Source organism: Yersinia sp. 2540 StPb PI (assembly GCF_052217165.1).
GTDB classification, from domain to species: Bacteria; Pseudomonadota; Gammaproteobacteria; order Enterobacterales; family Enterobacteriaceae; genus Yersinia; species Yersinia enterocolitica_E.
In genome coordinates this window covers 441,698-460,386 of sequence record NZ_JAZGQC010000001.1, presented here as the reverse complement: position 1 = coordinate 460,386, position 18,689 = coordinate 441,698, and the positions used below count along the sequence as shown (strand labels likewise).

Sequence of the window (18,689 nt, the reverse complement as noted above, 5' to 3'; positions counted from 1 at the left end):
CTTAAGACTGCAAGACGTCCGCCAGGCGTTCTAGACGACCGCGAACGCTGCCATCTATCACCATATCGCCTGCACGTATTACTACGCCGGCCATTACGGACTTATCGATTTTGCAATTCAGCTTAACTTTGCGTGATAGACGTTTTTCCATCGCAGCAGCAATTTTAGCTAGCTGTTCGTCTTTCAGTGGGCTCGCAGAGCTCACTTCGACGTCGACGGTCGACTCCAGCGAGGCACGCAGTTGAATAAACTGCTGTAGCACCTCAGGAAGAACCAGTAAACGGCCATTCTCCGCCATAACTCGAATGAAGTTCTGTGCGGGTTCATCGAGCTGATCACCACAGACTGCAATAAACGTCTTAGACATTGTTTCAGGTGCTACAGCACCGGAAAGCAATTCAGCGATCTGTTCATTGCGCGTCACTTGGGCAGTAAACGCTAGCATATCCTGCCAACGATCAACCGCCTGGTGCTCAACAGCAAAGTCAAAAGCTGCTTTGGCGTAGGGGCGAGCTACAGTTACAAATTCAGACATCAGCCCCTCCCTCCTTACAGTTCAGCGACCAGTTTATCAACGATGTCGCTGTTAGCAGCTTCATCCACGGAACGTTCGATGATCTTCTCGGCGCCAGCTATAGCCAACATCGCGACTTGCTTACGCAACTCTTCACGAGCACGCTTACGTTCGGCGTCGATCTCTGCCTGCGCTTGCGCCACGATTTTGTTACGTTCCTGTTCGGCTTCAGTTTTAGCTTCATCAAGGATCTGAGCTTTGCGTTTACTTGCCTGCTCAATGATCACCTGTGCTTCTGCTTTAGCCTTCTTCAGTTGGTCGGTCGCATTGGCTTGCGCTAAGTCCAAATCTTTTTTGGCACGCTCTGCAGAAGAGAGACCGTCAGCAATTTCTTTTTGACGCTTCTCGATGGCAGCCATAATTGGCGGCCATATATACTTCATACAAAACAGGACAAACAGGACAAACGCGATGGCCTGGCCGAGGATTGTTGCGTTAAGATTCACAGCACAATGCCTCTTTAAAAGTTAATAGTTTGGTGTAGTTCACGGTAGAGAAAACTCTACTTACGCGACAGCAAACATCACGTACAGACCCAGACCAACAGCGATCATAGGGATGGCGTCAACCAGACCCATGACGATAAAGAACTGTGTACGCAGCAGAGGAATCAGGTCAGGCTGACGTGCAGCGCCTTCCAAAAATTTACCACCCAGGATGCCGATACCGATCGCAGCACCGATTGCCGCTAAACCCATCATTATAGCGGCAGCCATGTACAGCAGATCCATATTCAGGTTTTCCATGACAGTCTCCAGTTATTTCAGTTAAACGTAGTAATGTTATAAGAAAATCAGTGCTCTTCGGACGCCATCGACAGATAGACAATCGTTAGAACCATGAAGATAAAGGCTTGTAACGTAATAATCAGTATGTGGAAGATAGCCCAAGGTAAACTGAGCATCCACTGTGACCACCACGGCAACAGACCCGCAATAAGGATGAAGATCAACTCACCCGCATACATGTTGCCGAACAGTCGCAAACCGAGTGAAACGGGTTTGGACAGCAGGCTGACACCTTCCAGAATTAAGTTAACTGGAATAAATATCGGGTGATTGAACGGCTGCATCGTGAGTTCTTTTACGAAGCCGCCTACACCTTTCATTTTGATGCTATAGAACAGAATCAGGATGAAGACACCCAATGCCATGGACAAGGTAATACTCACGTCCGCAGTAGGTACCACGCGCAATGCAGGTAACCCAAAGACATGTTCACCGATGTAAGGCAGTAAATCGATTGGCAGTAAGTCCATCATGTTCATCAATAAAACCCAAACAAACACGGTCAGGGCTAATGGTGCTATGACTTTACTTTTGCCGTGGTACATATCCCGCACGCTGTTATCGACAAAACCGATAATTAACTCAACAGCAGTCTGCAATTTGCCAGGCACGCCACTGGTGGCACCTGCCGCAACTTTGCGGAACACAAACAGAAAAGCTAACCCCAGCACGACAGAGAAGAACAAAGAGTCAATGTTCAACGTCCAGAACGTTGCAGGGCCAGGTGAGTGGGGATTGACCAACTCAAAGGTACGCAGGTCCAACTGAAGGTTATTCAGGTGGTGACCTATGTAGTCCCTTGGAGTAGAGATTTCTCCTGATGCAGACATGATGCCTCTTACCCTTTTTGTAGTTAAATACGATAACGGTTAAGTACGGTAGCCGCTAATCACAGCCGGTGCCAATATCTGCACAATCAGCACCGCCAAATAGGTTAAACCGAGTGGCGCAAACGCTGCTTTAAACAGCCCCAAAGCCACAATCAGCAAAATTATCGTTACGATAACTTTTAACCCTTCGCCAATGGCAAACGACCACGCAACACGACCTGGAGCTGCTGTTTTTGCCTGATGGCGGCAAGCAAACAACATAAACATGGCGCTGGGCAACCAAGCCGCCAATCCTCCTGCCAGAGCAGAAGCACTCCATTCCAGGCTTTTAAAGCCAAAAGCAGCACTGAGAACAACAAAAGTCATTAACTGCAAAAACAGCAGCTTTCGTGCGATTTTCCCACTGTAAAGGGATACAGGCATGACGTTTGTTCTCTCCGAACCACACTAAGGGTATGCTGAGTGAGGTATAAAACTGCCTTTTACCCCATTGAGTCAAGCAGCAAAAAACGAGCAAATTATACGGGCCACTCAAACGAATTCAATCGATAAGTAGCGAAAAGGTGAACAATTATTTAAATTTTCTTCTTTCGGACTATTTTCACAAGAAAAGCCTCGGAATAAAGCCCCCATTTAATTGTCTGACGATTCCAACCATTATCAATAAAGCGTGCAACTGATCACAAAACTTAAAACAAACTGATTTATATCCCATAAAGCTTCTGTTTGTCTTTAACGAAAAGAGCCATTAAAAAGTTTTATAAATCATAATGTTAAAATTAAACTATTATCGAACAACTTATCTACTTAGTAAAAACTTCCCGTTGACATTTCAGATAATAATCAAGCAACACTTCGTCTACATAAAAAGAGTGATGGCACAGCTAAAGTAATGACTAAAGTGACTATTTGCCAGCTTTCAATATAGTTATGCCATCTGTTATCGCTGTTTTTGTAAACAACACGTAAAATATAATCTGCCGGTACGATAGTAAGCGAAGAAATACTTATCGATATTAAAAATAATAAATACGATAATTTTCCTACCATCCGCCAAGGATTTATTACATTTTTTTGATAAATAGCAAAGTTAGTTTGACTTAAGAATGACCAGATGGCGTTCACCTTCCAACTCTGGCACCTGCAATCGCACGACCGATTCAAGGCTAATACCCTCCGGCAGTACGGCTAACTCATCGTCCGGCCTCACCCCTTTAAGCGCATAAAAGCGCCCTTCAGGCTTAGCTGGCAAATGATGACACCAAGACAGCATATCTTGTAGAGATGCAAATGCACGGCTTATTACACCATCAAATGGCGGTTTTGCGGCAAAGTCCTCAACTCGGCTTTGCACTGGCTCAATATTATTTAAGCCCAGTTCGTGCTGTACCTGACGCAAGAAGCGTACACGTTTACCCAAGCTATCTAGCAACGTAAAGTGCGCAGTAGGCCGTACAATTGCCAGCGGTATCCCAGGAAGCCCAGGGCCGGTGCCCACATCAATAAACCGGTCACCCTGCAAATGTGGGTTAACCACAATACTATCCAGAATATGTCGCACTAGCATTTGCTGTGGGTCACGAACAGAAGTCAGATTGTAAGCTTTGTTCCACTTATGCAGCAGTTCTACATAGCCTATCAACTGTAATTTTTGCTGTTCAGGTAACACAATAGCTGCGGCATTTAGCAGGGAATCTAATTTTTTTAACACAACAATATCCTCTGACTAAGCTCGTTCAGTCAGCATGAAAAGGGCCGGGATGAGGAATGATAATCTAGCTTGGCAGTGGTTTGAACCGTTAGTTGTGGCCTGAAGCAAAGAAGAACTTACCTGCACTGCTTATCCCTTAGCAATGCAGGCAAACGTCGGTTGTTAGGCACTACGGCGTAACAACCCCTGTTTTTTCAGCCAAACCAATAAAATAGAGATTGCTGCTGGGGTAATGCCAGAAATACGCGAGGCTTGTCCGATTGAGTTAGGTTTGTGATCGTTCAGTTTAGCGATGACTTCGTTCGATAAACCAGACACCTGACGATAATCCAGATCAGCCGGCAGTAGAGTATTCTCATTGCGCAGTTGTTTTTCAATTTCTTCCTGCTGACGCGCGATATACCCTTCATATTTAACCTGAATTTCAACCTGATCCGCAGCTTGTGGATCTGTTAATGCTGGGCCAAAAGAGGTTAGGGTTGTCAGCAAACGATAATCAATTTCAGGCCGACGCAGTAATTCTTCACCATTGGCTTCTTTAGACAACGGCGATTTCAGTAATGCATTGATCTCAGAAACATTTTCTGAGTGTGGATGTACCCAGATATCACGCAGACGTTGGCGTTCTTTTTCAATTTGTTCAATTTTCTTGCTGAAATGTGCCCAACGAGCATCGTCAACCAGCCCTAATTTACGGCCCATCTCAGTCAGGCGCAGATCCGCGTTATCTTCGCGCAGCATCAAGCGATATTCTGCGCGTGAGGTAAACATGCGATACGGTTCTTTGGTGCCAAGGGTGCTTAAATCGTCCACCAGCACGCCAAGGTAAGCTTCATCGCGGCGAGGTGACCATCCATCGTCATCGTTAGCGAAGCGGCCCGCATTAAGCCCTGCAAGCAGCCCTTGAGCCGCTGCTTCTTCATAGCCGGTAGTGCCATTGATTTGCCCAGCAAAGAACAGACCGTGGATATATTTGCTTTCCAAGGTAGGTTTCAAATCACGTGGATCAAAGAAATCATATTCGATGGCATAACCTGGTCGAACGATCCGGGCATTTTCCAGCCCTTTCATTGAACGGACGATTTGCATCTGTACATCGAAAGGCAGGCTGGTTGAAATACCGTTCGGATAGATCTCATTACTGGTCAGACCTTCTGGTTCAAGGAAGATCTGGTGTGAATTACGATCAGCGAAACGCATGACTTTGTCTTCGATCGACGGACAGTAGCGTGGCCCGATCCCTTCAATGATCCCGGCATACATTGGGCTACGATCCAAGTTATTGCGGATCACTTCATGCGTTTTTTCATTGGTATACGTAATGTGGCACGCCATCTGCTCAGGGTGTTGATCGGCATGACCCAGGAAAGAGAATACTGGAATAGGCGTATCACCGAACTGAGGGGCCAATTGGCTAAAATCAATGGTCCGCGCATCAATACGTGGTGGAGTACCGGTCTTAAGGCGATTAACGCGCAGTGGTAATTCACGCAAACGCTGTGACAATGAGATGGATGGCGGATCACCAGCACGGCCACCACTGTAGTTCTGAAGACCGATATGAATTTTTCCGTCGAGGAAAGTACCAACGGTTAATACCACTGCTTTCGCCCGGAATTTAAGACCCATTTGGGTGACTGCACCCACAACGCGATCATTTTCAACAATCAGATCTTCAACTGGCTGTTGAAAGAGAGTCAGGTTTGGCTGGTTTTCCAATGCAGTACGTATTGCCTGCCGATACAGAACACGGTCAGCCTGAGCTCGGGTCGCTCTTACCGCTGGCCCTTTGCTGGCGTTTAGTATCCTAAACTGAATACCTGCCCGGTCAGTCGCCATGGCCATCAGGCCACCCAGAGCATCGATCTCTTTTACCAAATGTCCCTTACCGATACCGCCAATCGCTGGGTTACAAGACATTTGTCCCAGTGTGTCGATGTTGTGCGTCAGCAATAAGGTCTGACGTCCCATGCGTGCCGCTGCCATTGCAGCTTCCGTGCCGGCATGGCCACCACCAATGATGATGACGTCAAATTGATCTGGATAAAACATGGTACTGCACCTCGCCGTTATGCGAATTTCTGTGTTTGCCCTGGGGTGGGGGATTCTACTCAAGTTTAGACTTTCGACCAAGCGGCTTAGGATCCCCCTTAATTAAAAGAAGATCTTTTTATTTAAAGATCTCTTTATTAGATCTCTTATTAGGATCATGATCCTCTGTGGATAAGTGATTATTCACATGTAAGATCATAGTATTAAGGAAGATCGTTTGCTGTGAATGATCGGTGATCCTATTGCGTATAAGCTGGGATCTAAATGGCATGTTATGCACAGGCACTTTGGAGTACCAAGGTTGTTATGTGGATATGTACCGGTTTTACCCTGCTTTTAAGCATACTTATCCACATTCGTTCGCGTGATCTTTAATCAAATTAGAGCAAATTAATCCAATTTTTGACCCAAACCTCTGCCGGATCCTCGGGAATTTCATGTTGGATGACGTCAATTTCTAAAATATCACCCAAACGTTTGGCGCCTTGTGCGATCAATTGTTGATCCAATGCTCTCACTGCACCGCAGAAAGTGTCATATTCTGAACTGCCCAAACCAACAGCACCAAAGTGCACTTGAGAAAGATCAGGCTTCTGTTGTTCGATTTGTTCTAATAATGGTTGAAGGTTATCTGGGAGATCACCCGCACCGTGGGTTGATGTGACTATTAGCCACGTACCCTCAAGCGTAAGCTCGTCTAATTCAGGGCCATGCAGCGTCTCTGTAGAAAAACCTGCTTCTTCTAATTTCTCAGCTAAATGTTCAGCAACATATTCAGCGCTGCCGAGTGTACTGCCACTGATCAAGGTAATGTCAGCCATAAAGAACCCAACCGAAGTAAAGAGCCGGTATTGTACGCTGTGAATCAGCTGGGATCTACCTGTGGATAATGTGGGTATAGTTATTTAGTGCTCAAGGCACAATGGTACGCATGATGGGGTTTTGCAGGGAGATAAGTGTCTCCGTTGACTGGATCTCATCGATAGTCTGGATCTTGTTGATAAGTACCTGCTGGAGCGCATCTATTGACTTACACATCACTTTAATAAAAATGCTGTAGTGGCCGGTGGTGTAATAGGCTTCTACAACTTCTTCTAAACCTTCCAGTTTTTTTAGTGCCGACGGGTAGTCTTTGGCACTTTTCAAAATAATACCGATAAAGCAACACACGTCATACCCGAGTTTTTTTGGATTAACGTGAACACAAGCCGCGGTAATGATCCCTGCCTGGCGCATTTTCTCCACTCGCACATGGATAGTTCCTGGACTCACGCCAAAATTTTTTGCCAATTCAGCATAAGGTGTGCGCGCATTTTCCATTAATGCGTTCAGGATGCCGCGATCGAGATTATCGATTTGATAAATTTCACCCATATTTGCCTCCTTTTTTTAACGATTAGTTAATTTAAGACCCATAAAAATGAATGATTAAAAGTGAAAAGGCAATATTGTTTGTTGGATATTGAATTTAACCCTCATTCTGTTGCTTAATCGATGTCAAGCCAGGTGGCATAACCTAATTAGCATAATCAGTAATAACGAATCGAGAAAACGGCAATGAAAAAACAATTTATCCAAAAACAACAACAAATCAGCTTCGTAAAATCATTCTTTTCCCGTCAATTAGAACAACAACTGGGTCTGATTGAAGTACAGGCACCAATCCTGAGTCGTGTGGGTGATGGTACTCAAGATAACCTTTCAGGTTCAGAGAAAGCCGTTCAGGTAAAAGTGAAGACATTGCCGGATGCAACTTTTGAAGTCGTTCATTCATTAGCTAAATGGAAACGCAAAACCTTGGGTCGCTTTGATTTTGGTGCTGACCAAGGGATATATACTCATATGAAAGCATTGCGCCCTGATGAAGATCGCCTAAGTGCTATTCATTCTGTGTATGTTGATCAGTGGGATTGGGAACGCGTGATGGGCGATGGTGAACGCAACCTGGCTTATCTGAAATCCACTGTTAACAAGATTTATACCGCTATTAAAGAAACTGAAGTAGCGATCAGTGCTGAATTTGGTGTGAAACCATTCCTGCCAGAGAATATTCAGTTTATCCACAGCGAAAGCCTGCGCGCTCGCTTCCCTGACCTGGATGCTAAAGGCCGCGAACGTGCGATAGCTAAAGAGCTGGGAGCTGTATTCCTGATTGGCATCGGTGGTAAATTGGCTGACGGTAAATCTCATGATGTGCGAGCGCCAGATTATGATGACTGGACGTCGCCGAGTGCTGAAGGTTTTGTGGGCTTGAACGGTGACATTATTGTCTGGAACCCTGTTCTTGAAGACGCGTTTGAAATCTCATCCATGGGGATACGTGTTGATGCTGAGGCACTTAAACGCCAATTGGCACTGACTTCTGATGAAGATCGTCTGAAACTGGAATGGCACCAATCACTGCTGAGTGGTGAAATGCCGCAAACTATCGGTGGCGGTATCGGCCAGTCTCGTTTAGTGATGTTATTGCTGCAACAGCAACATATCGGTCAGGTTCAATGTGGTGTATGGGGGCCAGAAATTAGCGAGAAGGTTGCAGGCCTGCTGTAAATCCCCTTCATACTTGATGTTGTAGGGTTGTTAGCGGCGCGCACTCACCTGAATCACTTACTTGAGTAAGCTCATCGGGGTTTGTTCGCTTGCTGCCTACCTACAACACCAATTATATTGGGTATTGATTCCCAATATAATTGCGGGTTTTTAATCTATGCTGTAGTGATATATAAATATTTTAAATATCACTATATGCAAGGTTGTTGATGTTATGGCCCTTTTTCATCCTATAAAGCACTATTTACACGCTCGGCCACGATTGTTGTTTTCGCTTGGCGCGGGTGTTGTCACTTATTTCCTGCTGCCAACACATTACTCGGTATTGCTGCGCCTAATGGTGAGTTGGAATGTTTCCGCCTGGCTTTATTTACTGTTTTTATGGTTGCAATTATTACGCACTGATTCGACGAAAATCAGCAAAATAGCCCGGGTGCAGGATGAAAGTGCCAGCATGGTGTTGAGTATTGTCAGCATGGCGTGTCTGGCCAGTATTCTGGTTATTTTATTTGAATTGAGCACGGCGAATCAGCTCTCAGGCTCTGCCAAGGCGTTCCATTTGGTCCTGACAGGGCTGACGTTATTGGTTTCATGGTTATTATTATCCACCGCTTTTACTATGCATTACGCACATTTGTTTTATATGCGCCGCGATAAATCAGAAACGGTTCTACCGTTACTTTTCCCCAAAGAGATAACCACGCCTTCCTATTGGGATTTCCTTTATTTCTCATTTACCATTGGTGTGGCTTGCCAAACTGCCGATGTCTCTACCGGCACGTCAGATATCCGCCGCGTAGTGCTCTTGCAGTCAGTGTTATCATTTATCTTTAATATGACGATATTGGGGTTGTCGATAAACGTTGGTGCCGGCCTGCTTAACTAGCGCTTCCAGCGGCGCATCAAGCGGCTTTTTAGCCCAGTATCAAAACGCCAGATATGATCGAAAATTCGCATGATACCAGGCTTACCATACGCAGACATGGCAACAGCATGAAAACGGTGCTGGTGGGCTTGTTGCTGGATTTTAATCTTTCTGACTAATTCGTCTGGTAAACGTTGGGCGATAAAATCTGAAATGATCACTGCATCTGCGTCATACCATTCTCTATCTTCCATTTTATTTAATGTGCTGGCTAAGCAAGCAGCCAGATCGGTACCTCCGCGAAAATGTTGGCCAAGAAAACGAATCGCCTGCTCAATACCACTGGCAGCAGATAGCTCGTAGTGAATTATTTCAGTGGCAAATAGCATGATGTAACAGCGGCGATTATCTGCCAGTGCAATTCGAAGCAGAGCCAGACAAAATGCTTTGGCACATTGTTCGTTAAATCCACCCATGGAGCCTGAGGTATCGACACAGACGATAAAAGGGCCGCGAGGGTGTTCATCATTGCTTTTAAGACTGACCGGGCGCTGTAAGGTTTTCTCCTGCCAGTTGTCACCCTGCAAACGGTAAGTGAGTAAGCGGCGCTCCAGTAAACGGCGATAAAACTCAAATTCCAGCTCGCTCATCCCTAACATCACCAGTTCAGTCGGGAGCAATCGCAAAATATCATTGCTTTGATGAATGCCACTGACCTCCTCTGGCACCGTATCGGGCTGGCGGACCATGACAGTATAAGGTTCGTAGCGAGCCTCTGGTGTCGGTTGTGCCTTTGCTGAACGGCTACGACCCAATTGCTCGGCCAGTTGTTGTAATTCGGGTTGTTGTTGTAGAAAGTCACCGTATTGCAGTAGCAATTGATAATCGCCACGCTGTAAGTGGCCCTGACTCATATCCCAAAGCCGCCCTGCCGCCCCATCATTGGTTGCCAGTACAGGTTCTAATGCCCCACTGAGCGCCAATCTCTGCTGGAGTTCAGCCAGAAGTTGTTCCCGCTCTTGCTCAAGTAACTGGTGATGAATGGTGATGGTTTGTAGCGTTAGACTGACACGCCAACGCTGTAAAAATAAGGTTTGTAAACTATCACCGGGTTGAGGGTTTCTGGCTAAATCAGCGGTTTGTAGCAATGTATTGGCTTGTGAAGCAAAGGGCGATTGCCATTGCTGTAACTGAGCCACAATATCTGGCAGATGCGCATAAAATAGTGGGCTACTTTCCAACAGGCTTTGTTGGTATAGGGAAAACTCATTTGCCAGAGCAGCTGGGGCTTTAGCCTCGCGGATACGCTGCTGTAAGTTTTGCCTCCAACCAGGAATATCTTTCATTAGCGCCCGTTTAATTCGCGGGAATTTTTCGAAAAATAGTGCTAATTGAGGTGACGCCAATAGCCCGATCACCATCTCTTCGATAAGCTCACCCTCACTTATCGATAGCAGCATATCCAATGTTGCCAGGCTGAGCATCTGTCAGTGTCCGCGCATTTTTTGCTGTTGCTGTTTAAGTTGTTCTGCCACCTGCAACAAGCTGGCCTCGACTTTGGCAAGCCATGAGGAGGGAGTGAATAAACACGGCTGATGTTGGCTGAATAGCCGCCGCTGTTCGGCAAGACTATGTTCTACTGTGGTTAATTCCACCAGCAATTCCGGGGGAACACTGGCAGTTGCCGCGCCCGGTTGGGAAAGTGTGGAGGGTTGGCGGCTGATATCTAGTATCGTGATATGCAATTGATCATCAATTTCTGCATCAATGGATTGGGCATAACCAACACCATTTAATTTAGCGCGCAAGCTCCCTCCTTTGTTCAACCATTGAGCGAGGGCATCTTTTTCTATTTGCAAATGGGTAACTTGAATATCATGCAGGCTGAGCGGTTTTTGCAGCAAAAGCGTCAAAGTGCTGTCTGTCAGGTCGTCTGGTAGAGCATATTGGGGTTTGCGGCTGAACATACCGCTTTGTTTGACGATGGTTAACGCTTGATGGTCACTTTGCTGTTGTTGGTGCTGTAACCACTGACCCTGAACATGTTGTAGTTTCATTAACAGGCTTTGCTGTTGATATCCCTGCTCGGTTAATAACTGTTCAAGCTGCTGTTGCAGCAGCTTAAGCGAACTGAGGTCATGCCACAGGCAATCTTTCAGCAAGATTAAGTCGATGGGTGTTACTTCACTGCGGCCACTAAAGAAAGCACTGGCTTGTAACAGGCGTAGCGCTTTTTTCCAACGTCTATCTGAGACATAGGGCGCTTGTTCTTGCGCACTGAGCCGTTGACGTAACTGAAAAATAAGCTCAAAACAGTGATCCGGTAAGGTGATTTTGTCGATCAACGGTTGCCACTGATAGAACTCTTCATCGCTGATACTGAGATTTTCTGCCACCGGATTATGATTTTCATTCTGTCGGCTGAGCAGTAGTGAGCGGAAGTTCTGCTTCTCTTGTACGCGATCCAGCCATAGGCGGATCAACATGCGGTCATAAAGTGCTTCCAGGCTACTATCAGCGTCAGGCAGCTCGTTAGAGGCAGTAACGAGTAATCGCATAGGGATGCTGTCTTCCCGATCACCATTTCTAAAGCGCCGTTCATTAATCGCTGTCAGTAAGGTGTTCAGAATTGCCGGGCCGGCTTTCCAGATCTCATCCAAAAAGACGATTTCAGCCTCCGGCAGGTAACCGCCTGTCATCCGTTGATAGCGTCCCTCCTCTTTCAATGCCTGAATCGAGAGGGGGCCAAACACCTCTTCCGGTGTTGAGAAACGGGTCATCAGATATTCAAATGCACGGGCATTACGGAAGGCAAATTTCAGGCGGCGGGCAATCAGGCTTTTGGCAATTCCTGGTGGGCCGAGCAAAAAAACACTCTCGCCACTGAGGGCGGCCAGCAAACATAAGCGGATAGCTTCCTGTCTTTCATACAGACCACTTTCAAGGGCGCTGCTTAAGCGGGAGATTCTTTCTGCTAATTGCGATGATTGCGCCATAATTGTTCTACATGTTCCGTTAGTTGATTGATTTTTACCTGATAAAAAGGAATAAACCATCTTTTCTTCATGGGATCGCTGATTTTATTAATAAGATAGTTCGTTGATTCGTAGAATTTTTATATCATCAGTTATTTGTAGTTGATGAATTTTCGCTCTGTTAGGTGCCTATTTAAGAGTAGGCAATCCATTGAAATCGTGCATACTGTGCGCCTTTTGGTGGGCGTATAAACAATACAGAACCGAGGATTAAGGTTCTTAAACGCACGCATCAGCTTATGGATGTTCTAGCAAAAAGAAATCAATTATGAGCACAGAACATAAACAGTCTTTATCGGCGGTAACCCTGGCAGCAATAGGGGTAGTTTACGGTGATATTGGTACCAGCCCGCTCTATACCTTGAGAGAGTGCTTTTCTGGTCATTATGGTTTTGATGTCCGCCCGGACGTGGTGTTTGGCTTTTTATCGCTGATTTTCTGGATGCTTATCCTGATAGTCTCGATTAAATATCTTACCTATGTCATGCGGGCCGATAACGCCGGCGAAGGGGGGATTTTAACGTTAATGTCTTTGGCTGGGCGTAATACCTCTTCCAGAGCCACCTCAATACTGGTGATTCTCGGGTTAATTGGCGGCAGTTTCTTTTATGGTGAGGTGGTCATCACCCCGGCAATATCCGTTATGTCGGCCATTGAAGGGCTAGAAATAGCAGCCCCAGCATTAGACCCTTATATTGTTCCCTGCTCCATTGCGGTACTCACTCTGCTGTTTGTGATTCAAAAGCACGGTACCGGCAGTGTCGGTAAATTATTCGCTCCCGTGATGCTGGTCTGGTTTCTGACGATCGCACTACTTGGTTTACGCAGTATTATTGCGAATCCAGAAGTATTGGTTGCGCTGAATCCTAAATGGGCGATAGGTTTCTTTGCTGAATATAAAACCGTGTCGTTTTATGCGCTTGGTGCCGTCGTATTGGCGATAACCGGGGTGGAAGCCTTATATGCAGATATGGGCCATTTTGGTAAATTCCCTATTCGTTTAGCTTGGTTTACCGTGGTTTTGCCCTCATTAGTACTGAACTATTTTGGTCAGGGCGCGTTATTGCTGAAAAACCCTGAAGCCATCAAAAACCCCTTCTTCTTATTAGCCCCTGATTGGGCATTGATTCCGCTGTTAATTCTGGCGACGCTGGCGACCGTTATTGCCTCGCAGGCGGTTATTTCCGGTGTCTTCTCGCTCACCCGACAGGCGGTTCGCTTAGGCTATTTACCGCCAATGCGGATTATTCATACCTCCGAAATGGAATCTGGCCAGATATATATCCCGGTCATTAACTGGACTCTCTATCTGGCGGTGGTATTGGTTATTGTGGGCTTCGAACGTTCCAGTAACCTGGCGGCCGCGTACGGTATCGCCGTAACCGGCACCATGGTGATAACCAGTATTCTGTTCTGCATCGTGGCATTGAAAAACTGGCACTGGAATCGGGTATTTGTCGGCATCTTACTGGTGATTTTGCTGATTATCGATGTCCCTATGTTCTCTGCCAATGCGTTGAAATTGTTCTCAGGTGGTTGGTTGCCAGTGTCTCTGGGGCTGGTGATGTTTATCATCATGACTACCTGGAAAAGTGAACGTTTCGGTTTGCTGCGTCGAATGCATGAACACGGTAATTCACTGGAAGCGATGATTGCTTCATTGGAAAAATCCCCCCCGGTGCGGGTTACTGGTACTGCTGTGTATATGTCGCGTGCAATGAATGTTATTCCCTTCGCGCTGTTGCATAACCTTAAACATAATAAGGTGTTGCATGAACGGGTTGTGCTACTGACATTGCGGACTGAAGATGCGCCGTATGTGCACAATGTGAACCGGGTAACCATCGAACAACTCTCCCCGACGTTTTGGCGAGTGGTGGCCAGTTATGGTTGGCGTGAAACACCGAATGTGGAAGAAATCTTCCATCGCTGCGGCCTGGAGGGGTTGCCATGCCAGATGATGGAAACCTCATTCTTTATGTCCCATGAGTCGCTAATCCTTACCAAGCGGCCGTGGTACCTGTTCCTGCGCGGTAAGTTATTTATCGCACTCAGTCGGAATGCGCTGCGTGCTGCTGACCAGTTTGAGATCCCACCGAATAGGGTGATTGAGCTTGGGACGCAGGTAGAGATTTAATCTGAAAGGCCGTTATGATTAACGGCCTTTTTTGTACCTATTCTTCTTCTTTTTCCACTGTTCAGCGAAACGTTTCGATGGCGATCACAATTTCATCAAATTGGGTTTGCCTTCTGCGGCTATTTTTCTAAACTCAGTATCAGCGAAACGTTTCGCTGTTGGAGTAGAAAATGAAAAAAGGCGCATTACTTAATTCTGATATTTCCGCTGTTATCTCCCGCCTGGGCCATACCGATCAGGTTGTGATAGGTGATGCGGGGCTGCCGATACCGGCAACCACCACACGTATCGATCTGGCACTGACACGAGGCGTCCCTGGATTTCTTCAGGTTCTTGAGGTGGTAACACAAGAAATGCAGGTTGAAAGTGCAGTCTTGGCGGAGGAGATCGTTAAAAATAATCCGCAACTCCATGAAGCGTTACTCGCGCAACTATCACAACTTGAGCAGCACCAGGGAAACCAAATTGTTTTGCGCTATATCAGCCATGAGGCTTTTAAAGAGCAAACCAAACAAAGCCGGGCAGTGATCCGTAGCGGGGAATGTTCCCCCTTTGCTAATGTCATTCTCTGTTCCGGCGTAACCTTCTGAGGCATTTATGCAACCTTTGCTGCAACTTAAAGGGATTGATAAAGCCTTTCCCGGCGTTAAAGCACTCTCCGGTGCCGCACTGAGTGTCTATCCCGGCAGGGTGATGGCACTGGTAGGCGAAAATGGCGCTGGAAAATCGACCATGATGAAAGTGCTGACCGGCATCTACAGTAAAGATGCTGGCAGTCAGTATTTTATGGGTAAGGAAGTGGCGTTTAATGGCCCAAAAGACTCGCAGGAAGCGGGCATTGGCATTATTCATCAGGAACTTAACCTGATTCCTCAATTAACTATCGCAGAAAACATCTTCTTAGGGCGTGAGTTTGTTAATCGTTTTGGCAGCATCGATTGGAAAAAGATGTATGCCGAAGCCGATTTACTGCTGGCGCGCCTTAATATCAGTTACAGCAGCCATCGGCTGGTGGGTGAGCTTTCCATTGGTGATCAGCAAATGGTGGAGATAGCCAAAGTGCTGAGCTTTGAATCCAAAGTGATCATTATGGATGAGCCAACTGATGCGCTTACCGATACTGAAACCGCCTCTCTGTTTAATGTGATTAAAGAGCTAAAGGCGGAAGGTCGCGGAATTGTTTATATCTCTCACCGGTTAAAAGAGATTTTTGAGATTTGCGACGACGTCACGGTATTTCGTGATGGGCAATTTATTGCCGAAAAACCGGTTGATAGTCTGACTGAAAACTCACTGATTGAGATGATGGTGGGCCGTAAGCTGGAAGAACAGTACCCGCGCTTGAATATACCCCGTGGTGAAAAGCGTTTGCAGGTCAAACAGCTCTGTGGCCCGGGCGTGAAAAATGTCAGTTTCACTTTATACAGTGGCGAAATTTTGGGGGTTGCCGGTCTGATGGGGGCTGGTCGCACCGAGCTGATGAAAATCATCTATGGCGCGCTACCGCGTAAATCAGGTTTTGTGATGTTGGATGGCCGCGAAGTTGTCACCCATTCACCACAAGATGGTCTGGCAAATGGCATTGTCTATATTTCTGAAGACCGCAAACGGGATGGTTTGGTACTTGGAATGTCAGTTAAAGAGAATATGTCTTTGACTGCATTGCGTTATTTTAGCCGTTCAGGTGGTTCGCTCAAGCATGCTGAAGAGCAGCAGGCGGTATCGGATTTCATTCGTTTATTTAATATTAAAACCCCGTCCATGGAACAACCTATTGGTTTGTTATCCGGTGGTAACCAGCAGAAAGTGGCTATTGCACGCGGTTTAATGACCCGCCCTAAAGTGCTGATCCTTGATGAACCTACCCGTGGTGTTGACGTCGGGGCTAAAAAAGAAATTTACCAATTAATCAACCAATTCAAACAAGAAGGGTTGAGCATCATTCTGGTTTCCTCAGAAATGCCGGAAGTGCTGGGCATGAGTGACCGCATTCTTGTGATGCATGAAGGCCAGCTAAGCGGCGAGTTCTCTATTGAACAGGCTACCCAGGAAGTGTTGATGGCAGCAGCCGTTGGCAAGCGTGATTTATTGAAAAATAATTTATTTACACTCTAAATAATTCGAGTTGCAGGAAGCCAACGCAAATGCGGCTTGAAATATGACGAGTAGAGCAGGAGTAATCAGATATGAGTTCCCAAGCTATCCAGACAAAACGCTGGTTCAGTAAAGAATGGTTATTAGAACAAAAATCACTGATTGCGCTGCTGGTGCTGATTGCTGTGGTTTCGTCACTAAGTCCGAACTTCTTTACCCTAAATAACATGTTTAACATTCTCCAGCAGACTTCTGTCAATGCCATTATGGCGGTGGGTATGACGCTGGTTATCCTGACATCCGGTATTGATTTGTCTGTCGGGTCATTATTGGCACTGACTGGCGCAGTAGCGGCATCTATTGTTGGATTGGAAGTGAATGCTTTGGTTGCCGTCGCCGCTGCATTGGCGCTAGGGGCATTTATTGGTGCCATAACCGGGGTCATTGTCGCTAAAGGTAAGGTACAAGCATTTATTGCCACTCTGGTCATGATGCTACTATTACGTGGCGTTACTATGGTTTACACCAATGGTAGCCCAGTAAATACCGGTTTTACTGATGTGGCTGATACTTTTGGCTGGTTCGGTATCGGGCGCCCATTGGGTATACCAACACCAATCTGGTTGATGGCTATCGTCTTTATTGCTGTGTGGTACATGTTGCACCACACTCGCCTGGGCCGCTATATCTACGCATTGGGTGGCAATGAGTCAGCAACACGGCTCTCTGGTATCAGCGTAGATAAAGTTAAGATTATTGTTTATTCATTATGTGGATTGTTAGCGGCACTGGCTGGGATTATCGAAGTGGCCCGCCTGTCGTCAGCACAACCTACAGCCGGTACCGGCTATGAACTGGATGCAATCGCAGCCGTGGTTCTTGGGGGTACCAGCCTTGCTGGGGGTAAGGGGCGGATCGTCGGCACCCTGATTGGCGCGTTAATCCTCGGCTTTTTAAATAACGGTTTGAATTTATTGGGTGTCTCCTCTTACTACCAAATGATCGTAAAGGCAGTGGTTATCCTGCTGGCGGTATTGGTAGACAATAAAAGCAGCAAATAACCTCTTAACTCCCTACAGGAATTGCGACCATGAAAATGAAGAAACTGGCTACCTTGATCTCTGTTGTTGCCCTGAGCGCCACCGTAAGTGCTAACGCACTGGCAAAAGACACCATCGCACTGGTAGTTTCCACGTTGAATAATCCGTTCTTTGTTTCAATGAAAGACGGCGCGCAAAAAGAAGCGGATAAACTCGGCTACAACCTGGTGGTATTGGATTCTCAAAACAATCCGGCGAAAGAACTGGCTAACGTGCAGGATCTGACAGTTCGCGGCACCAAACTATTGCTGATTAACCCAACTGATTCTGATGCAGTCGGTAACGCAGTTAAAATGGCGAATAAGGCCAATATCCCGGTTATCACGCTCGACCGTTTGGCAAACTCTGGCACTGTGGTGAGTCACGTTGCATCCGATAACCGTTTTGGTGGCAAAATGGCCGGTGATTTCATTGCCAAAAAACTGGGTAATGATGCCAAAGTGATTCAGTTGGAAGGGATTGCGGGTGCTTCTGCGGCCCGTGAACGTGGTGAAGGCTTCAAGCAGTCAATGGATCAACATAAATTCCAACTGTTAGCCAGCCAACCTGCTGATTTTGACCGTACTAAAGGTTTGAATGTGATGCAGAACCTGCTGACCGCTCACCCGAATGTTCAGGCTGTATTCGCACAGAACGACGAGATGGCACTGGGCGCACTGCGTGCCTTGCAAACAGCCGGTAAAGCCGATGTGCTAGTGGTTGGTTTTGATGGCACCGACGACGGTCTTAAAGCAGTCCAAGGCGGCAAACTGGGCGCAACTATCGCTCAACGCCCTGATCAGATTGGTGTTATTGGTGTACAAACCGCTGATAAAGTATTGAAAGGCGAGAAAGTGCAGGCCGTTATCCCGGTAGATTTGAAATTAGTGACTAAATAATATCGAAAAGCAGGGCATATAACGCCGCTGCCCTAAAACGGAAAACAAAACGTTACGGGTGGCGGTGTCATTCAC

General features: G+C 46.5%; 18 protein-coding genes. 7 read left to right on the top strand and 11 right to left on the bottom strand.

The genetic code is table 11. The features are described from left to right. Position 1 precedes the first annotated feature (1 nt). The 9 genes from atpH to asnC all read right to left on the bottom strand — a co-directional run bounded on the left by atpH (position 2) and on the right by asnC (position 7,329). A complete protein-coding gene (gene atpH / locus V1956_RS02095) occupies positions 2 to 535 on the bottom strand; it encodes a F0F1 ATP synthase subunit delta (protein ID WP_372560177.1) in 534 nt (177 codons plus the stop codon). A 14-nt stretch (positions 536 to 549) separates the two neighbouring features. Further along, positions 550 to 1,020: a F0F1 ATP synthase subunit B gene (atpF, locus tag V1956_RS02090; RefSeq protein ID WP_005186686.1), complete on the bottom strand. Its 471-nt coding sequence runs from the start codon at positions 1,018 to 1,020 to the stop codon at positions 550 to 552. Between the two features lie 60 nt (positions 1,021 to 1,080). After that, a complete protein-coding gene (gene atpE, locus V1956_RS02085; protein WP_004393045.1) occupies positions 1,081 to 1,320 on the bottom strand; it encodes a F0F1 ATP synthase subunit C in 240 nt (79 codons plus the stop codon). Positions 1,321 to 1,367: 47 nt separating this feature from the next. After that, positions 1,368 to 2,192 (bottom strand): F0F1 ATP synthase subunit A, encoded by an 825-nt coding sequence (gene atpB / locus V1956_RS02080; RefSeq protein WP_005161179.1) that lies wholly within the window; start codon positions 2,190 to 2,192, stop codon positions 1,368 to 1,370. Between the two features lie 39 nt (positions 2,193 to 2,231). Beyond that, complete coding sequence (atpI, locus tag V1956_RS02075) at positions 2,232 to 2,615, bottom strand: F0F1 ATP synthase subunit I (protein WP_032907978.1); 384 nt, start codon at positions 2,613 to 2,615, stop codon at positions 2,232 to 2,234. Positions 2,616 to 3,282: 667 nt separating this feature from the next. After that, positions 3,283 to 3,903 (bottom strand): 16S rRNA (guanine(527)-N(7))-methyltransferase RsmG, encoded by a 621-nt coding sequence (gene rsmG, locus V1956_RS02070; RefSeq protein ID WP_083161586.1) that lies wholly within the window; start codon positions 3,901 to 3,903, stop codon positions 3,283 to 3,285. Between the two features lie 162 nt (positions 3,904 to 4,065). After that, positions 4,066 to 5,955 (bottom strand): tRNA uridine-5-carboxymethylaminomethyl(34) synthesis enzyme MnmG, encoded by a 1,890-nt coding sequence (mnmG, locus tag V1956_RS02065; RefSeq protein ID WP_420075468.1) that lies wholly within the window; start codon positions 5,953 to 5,955, stop codon positions 4,066 to 4,068. 380 nt (positions 5,956 to 6,335) lie between these two features. Further along, complete coding sequence (gene mioC / locus V1956_RS02060; RefSeq protein WP_005192870.1) at positions 6,336 to 6,776, bottom strand: FMN-binding protein MioC; 441 nt, start codon at positions 6,774 to 6,776, stop codon at positions 6,336 to 6,338. A 91-nt stretch (positions 6,777 to 6,867) separates the two neighbouring features. Next, on the bottom strand, positions 6,868 to 7,329 hold the full coding sequence (gene asnC / locus V1956_RS02055; RefSeq protein ID WP_083161588.1) for a transcriptional regulator AsnC: 462 nt from the start codon (positions 7,327 to 7,329) through the stop codon (positions 6,868 to 6,870). A gap of 183 nt (positions 7,330 to 7,512) precedes the next feature. Here asnC and asnA point away from each other — a divergent pair, with 183 nt between their 5' ends. Both asnA and V1956_RS02045 read left to right on the top strand, forming a co-directional pair. Further along, the gene (gene asnA / locus V1956_RS02050; protein WP_420074873.1) at positions 7,513 to 8,505 is read left to right on the top strand and encodes an aspartate--ammonia ligase; all 993 of its coding nucleotides are present in this window, start codon (positions 7,513 to 7,515) and stop codon (positions 8,503 to 8,505) included. 214 nt (positions 8,506 to 8,719) lie between these two features. After that, positions 8,720 to 9,391: a DUF1345 domain-containing protein gene (locus V1956_RS02045; RefSeq protein ID WP_372560174.1), complete on the top strand. Its 672-nt coding sequence runs from the start codon at positions 8,720 to 8,722 to the stop codon at positions 9,389 to 9,391. Here the strand turns inward: V1956_RS02045 and viaA are convergent. After that, the gene (viaA, locus tag V1956_RS02040) at positions 9,388 to 10,854 is read right to left on the bottom strand and encodes an ATPase RavA stimulator ViaA (RefSeq protein ID WP_442824761.1); all 1,467 of its coding nucleotides are present in this window, start codon (positions 10,852 to 10,854) and stop codon (positions 9,388 to 9,390) included. The two genes, V1956_RS02045 and viaA, sit on opposite strands and share 4 nt — an antisense overlap. Positions 10,855 to 10,857: 3 nt before the next feature. Then, positions 10,858 to 12,366, bottom strand: a complete 1,509-nt coding sequence (gene ravA, locus V1956_RS02035) for an ATPase RavA (RefSeq protein WP_420074872.1) — start codon at positions 12,364 to 12,366, stop codon at positions 10,858 to 10,860. A gap of 307 nt (positions 12,367 to 12,673) precedes the next feature. Between ravA and kup the strand changes: the two genes are divergently transcribed. The 5 genes from kup to rbsB all read left to right on the top strand — a co-directional run bounded on the left by kup (position 12,674) and on the right by rbsB (position 18,614). Next, positions 12,674 to 14,542: a low affinity potassium transporter Kup gene (gene kup, locus V1956_RS02030; protein ID WP_372560171.1), complete on the top strand. Its 1,869-nt coding sequence runs from the start codon at positions 12,674 to 12,676 to the stop codon at positions 14,540 to 14,542. Positions 14,543 to 14,712: 170 nt separating this feature from the next. Continuing rightward, positions 14,713 to 15,132, top strand: a complete 420-nt coding sequence (gene rbsD, locus V1956_RS02025) for a D-ribose pyranase (protein WP_083161597.1) — start codon at positions 14,713 to 14,715, stop codon at positions 15,130 to 15,132. A gap of 7 nt (positions 15,133 to 15,139) precedes the next feature. Then, positions 15,140 to 16,657 carry a ribose ABC transporter ATP-binding protein RbsA gene (gene rbsA, locus V1956_RS02020; protein ID WP_083161599.1) on the top strand — a complete coding sequence of 506 codons (1,518 nt, stop codon included), beginning with the start codon at positions 15,140 to 15,142 and terminating at the stop codon, positions 16,655 to 16,657. Between the two features lie 71 nt (positions 16,658 to 16,728). Further along, positions 16,729 to 17,697, top strand: a complete 969-nt coding sequence (gene rbsC, locus V1956_RS02015) for a ribose ABC transporter permease (protein ID WP_083161601.1) — start codon at positions 16,729 to 16,731, stop codon at positions 17,695 to 17,697. A 29-nt stretch (positions 17,698 to 17,726) separates the two neighbouring features. Then, positions 17,727 to 18,614, top strand: a complete 888-nt coding sequence (rbsB, locus tag V1956_RS02010) for a ribose ABC transporter substrate-binding protein RbsB (protein ID WP_083161603.1) — start codon at positions 17,727 to 17,729, stop codon at positions 18,612 to 18,614. The last annotated feature ends 75 nt before the right edge of the window (positions 18,615 to 18,689 follow it).

Excerpts from the sequence above, each read along its gene's own strand:
- atpI (WP_032907978.1), bottom strand. The coding sequence starts at position 2,615 with ATGCCTGTATCCCTTTACAGTGGGAAAATCGCACGAAAGCTGCTGTTT.
- rbsD (WP_083161597.1), top strand. The coding sequence starts at position 14,713 with ATGAAAAAAGGCGCATTACTTAATTCTGATATTTCCGCTGTTATCTCC.
- rbsC (WP_083161601.1), top strand. The coding sequence starts at position 16,729 with ATGAGTTCCCAAGCTATCCAGACAAAACGCTGGTTCAGTAAAGAATGG.
- rbsA (WP_083161599.1), top strand. The coding sequence starts at position 15,140 with ATGCAACCTTTGCTGCAACTTAAAGGGATTGATAAAGCCTTTCCCGGC.
- atpH (WP_372560177.1), bottom strand. The coding sequence starts at position 535 with ATGTCTGAATTTGTAACTGTAGCTCGCCCCTACGCCAAAGCAGCTTTT.
- mnmG (WP_420075468.1), bottom strand. The coding sequence starts at position 5,955 with ATGTTTTATCCAGATCAATTTGACGTCATCATCATTGGTGGTGGCCAT.
- kup (WP_372560171.1), top strand. The coding sequence starts at position 12,674 with ATGAGCACAGAACATAAACAGTCTTTATCGGCGGTAACCCTGGCAGCA.
- asnC (WP_083161588.1), bottom strand. The coding sequence starts at position 7,329 with ATGGGTGAAATTTATCAAATCGATAATCTCGATCGCGGCATCCTGAAC.
- ravA (WP_420074872.1), bottom strand. The coding sequence starts at position 12,366 with ATGGCGCAATCATCGCAATTAGCAGAAAGAATCTCCCGCTTAAGCAGC.
- V1956_RS02045 (WP_372560174.1), top strand. The coding sequence starts at position 8,720 with ATGGCCCTTTTTCATCCTATAAAGCACTATTTACACGCTCGGCCACGA.
- atpE (WP_004393045.1), bottom strand. The coding sequence starts at position 1,320 with ATGGAAAACCTGAATATGGATCTGCTGTACATGGCTGCCGCTATAATG.
- atpB (WP_005161179.1), bottom strand. The coding sequence starts at position 2,192 with ATGTCTGCATCAGGAGAAATCTCTACTCCAAGGGACTACATAGGTCAC.
- mioC (WP_005192870.1), bottom strand. The coding sequence starts at position 6,776 with ATGGCTGACATTACCTTGATCAGTGGCAGTACACTCGGCAGCGCTGAA.
- rbsB (WP_083161603.1), top strand. The coding sequence starts at position 17,727 with ATGAAAATGAAGAAACTGGCTACCTTGATCTCTGTTGTTGCCCTGAGC.
- asnA (WP_420074873.1), top strand. The coding sequence starts at position 7,513 with ATGAAAAAACAATTTATCCAAAAACAACAACAAATCAGCTTCGTAAAA.
- viaA (WP_442824761.1), bottom strand. The coding sequence starts at position 10,854 with ATGCTCAGCCTGGCAACATTGGATATGCTGCTATCGATAAGTGAGGGT.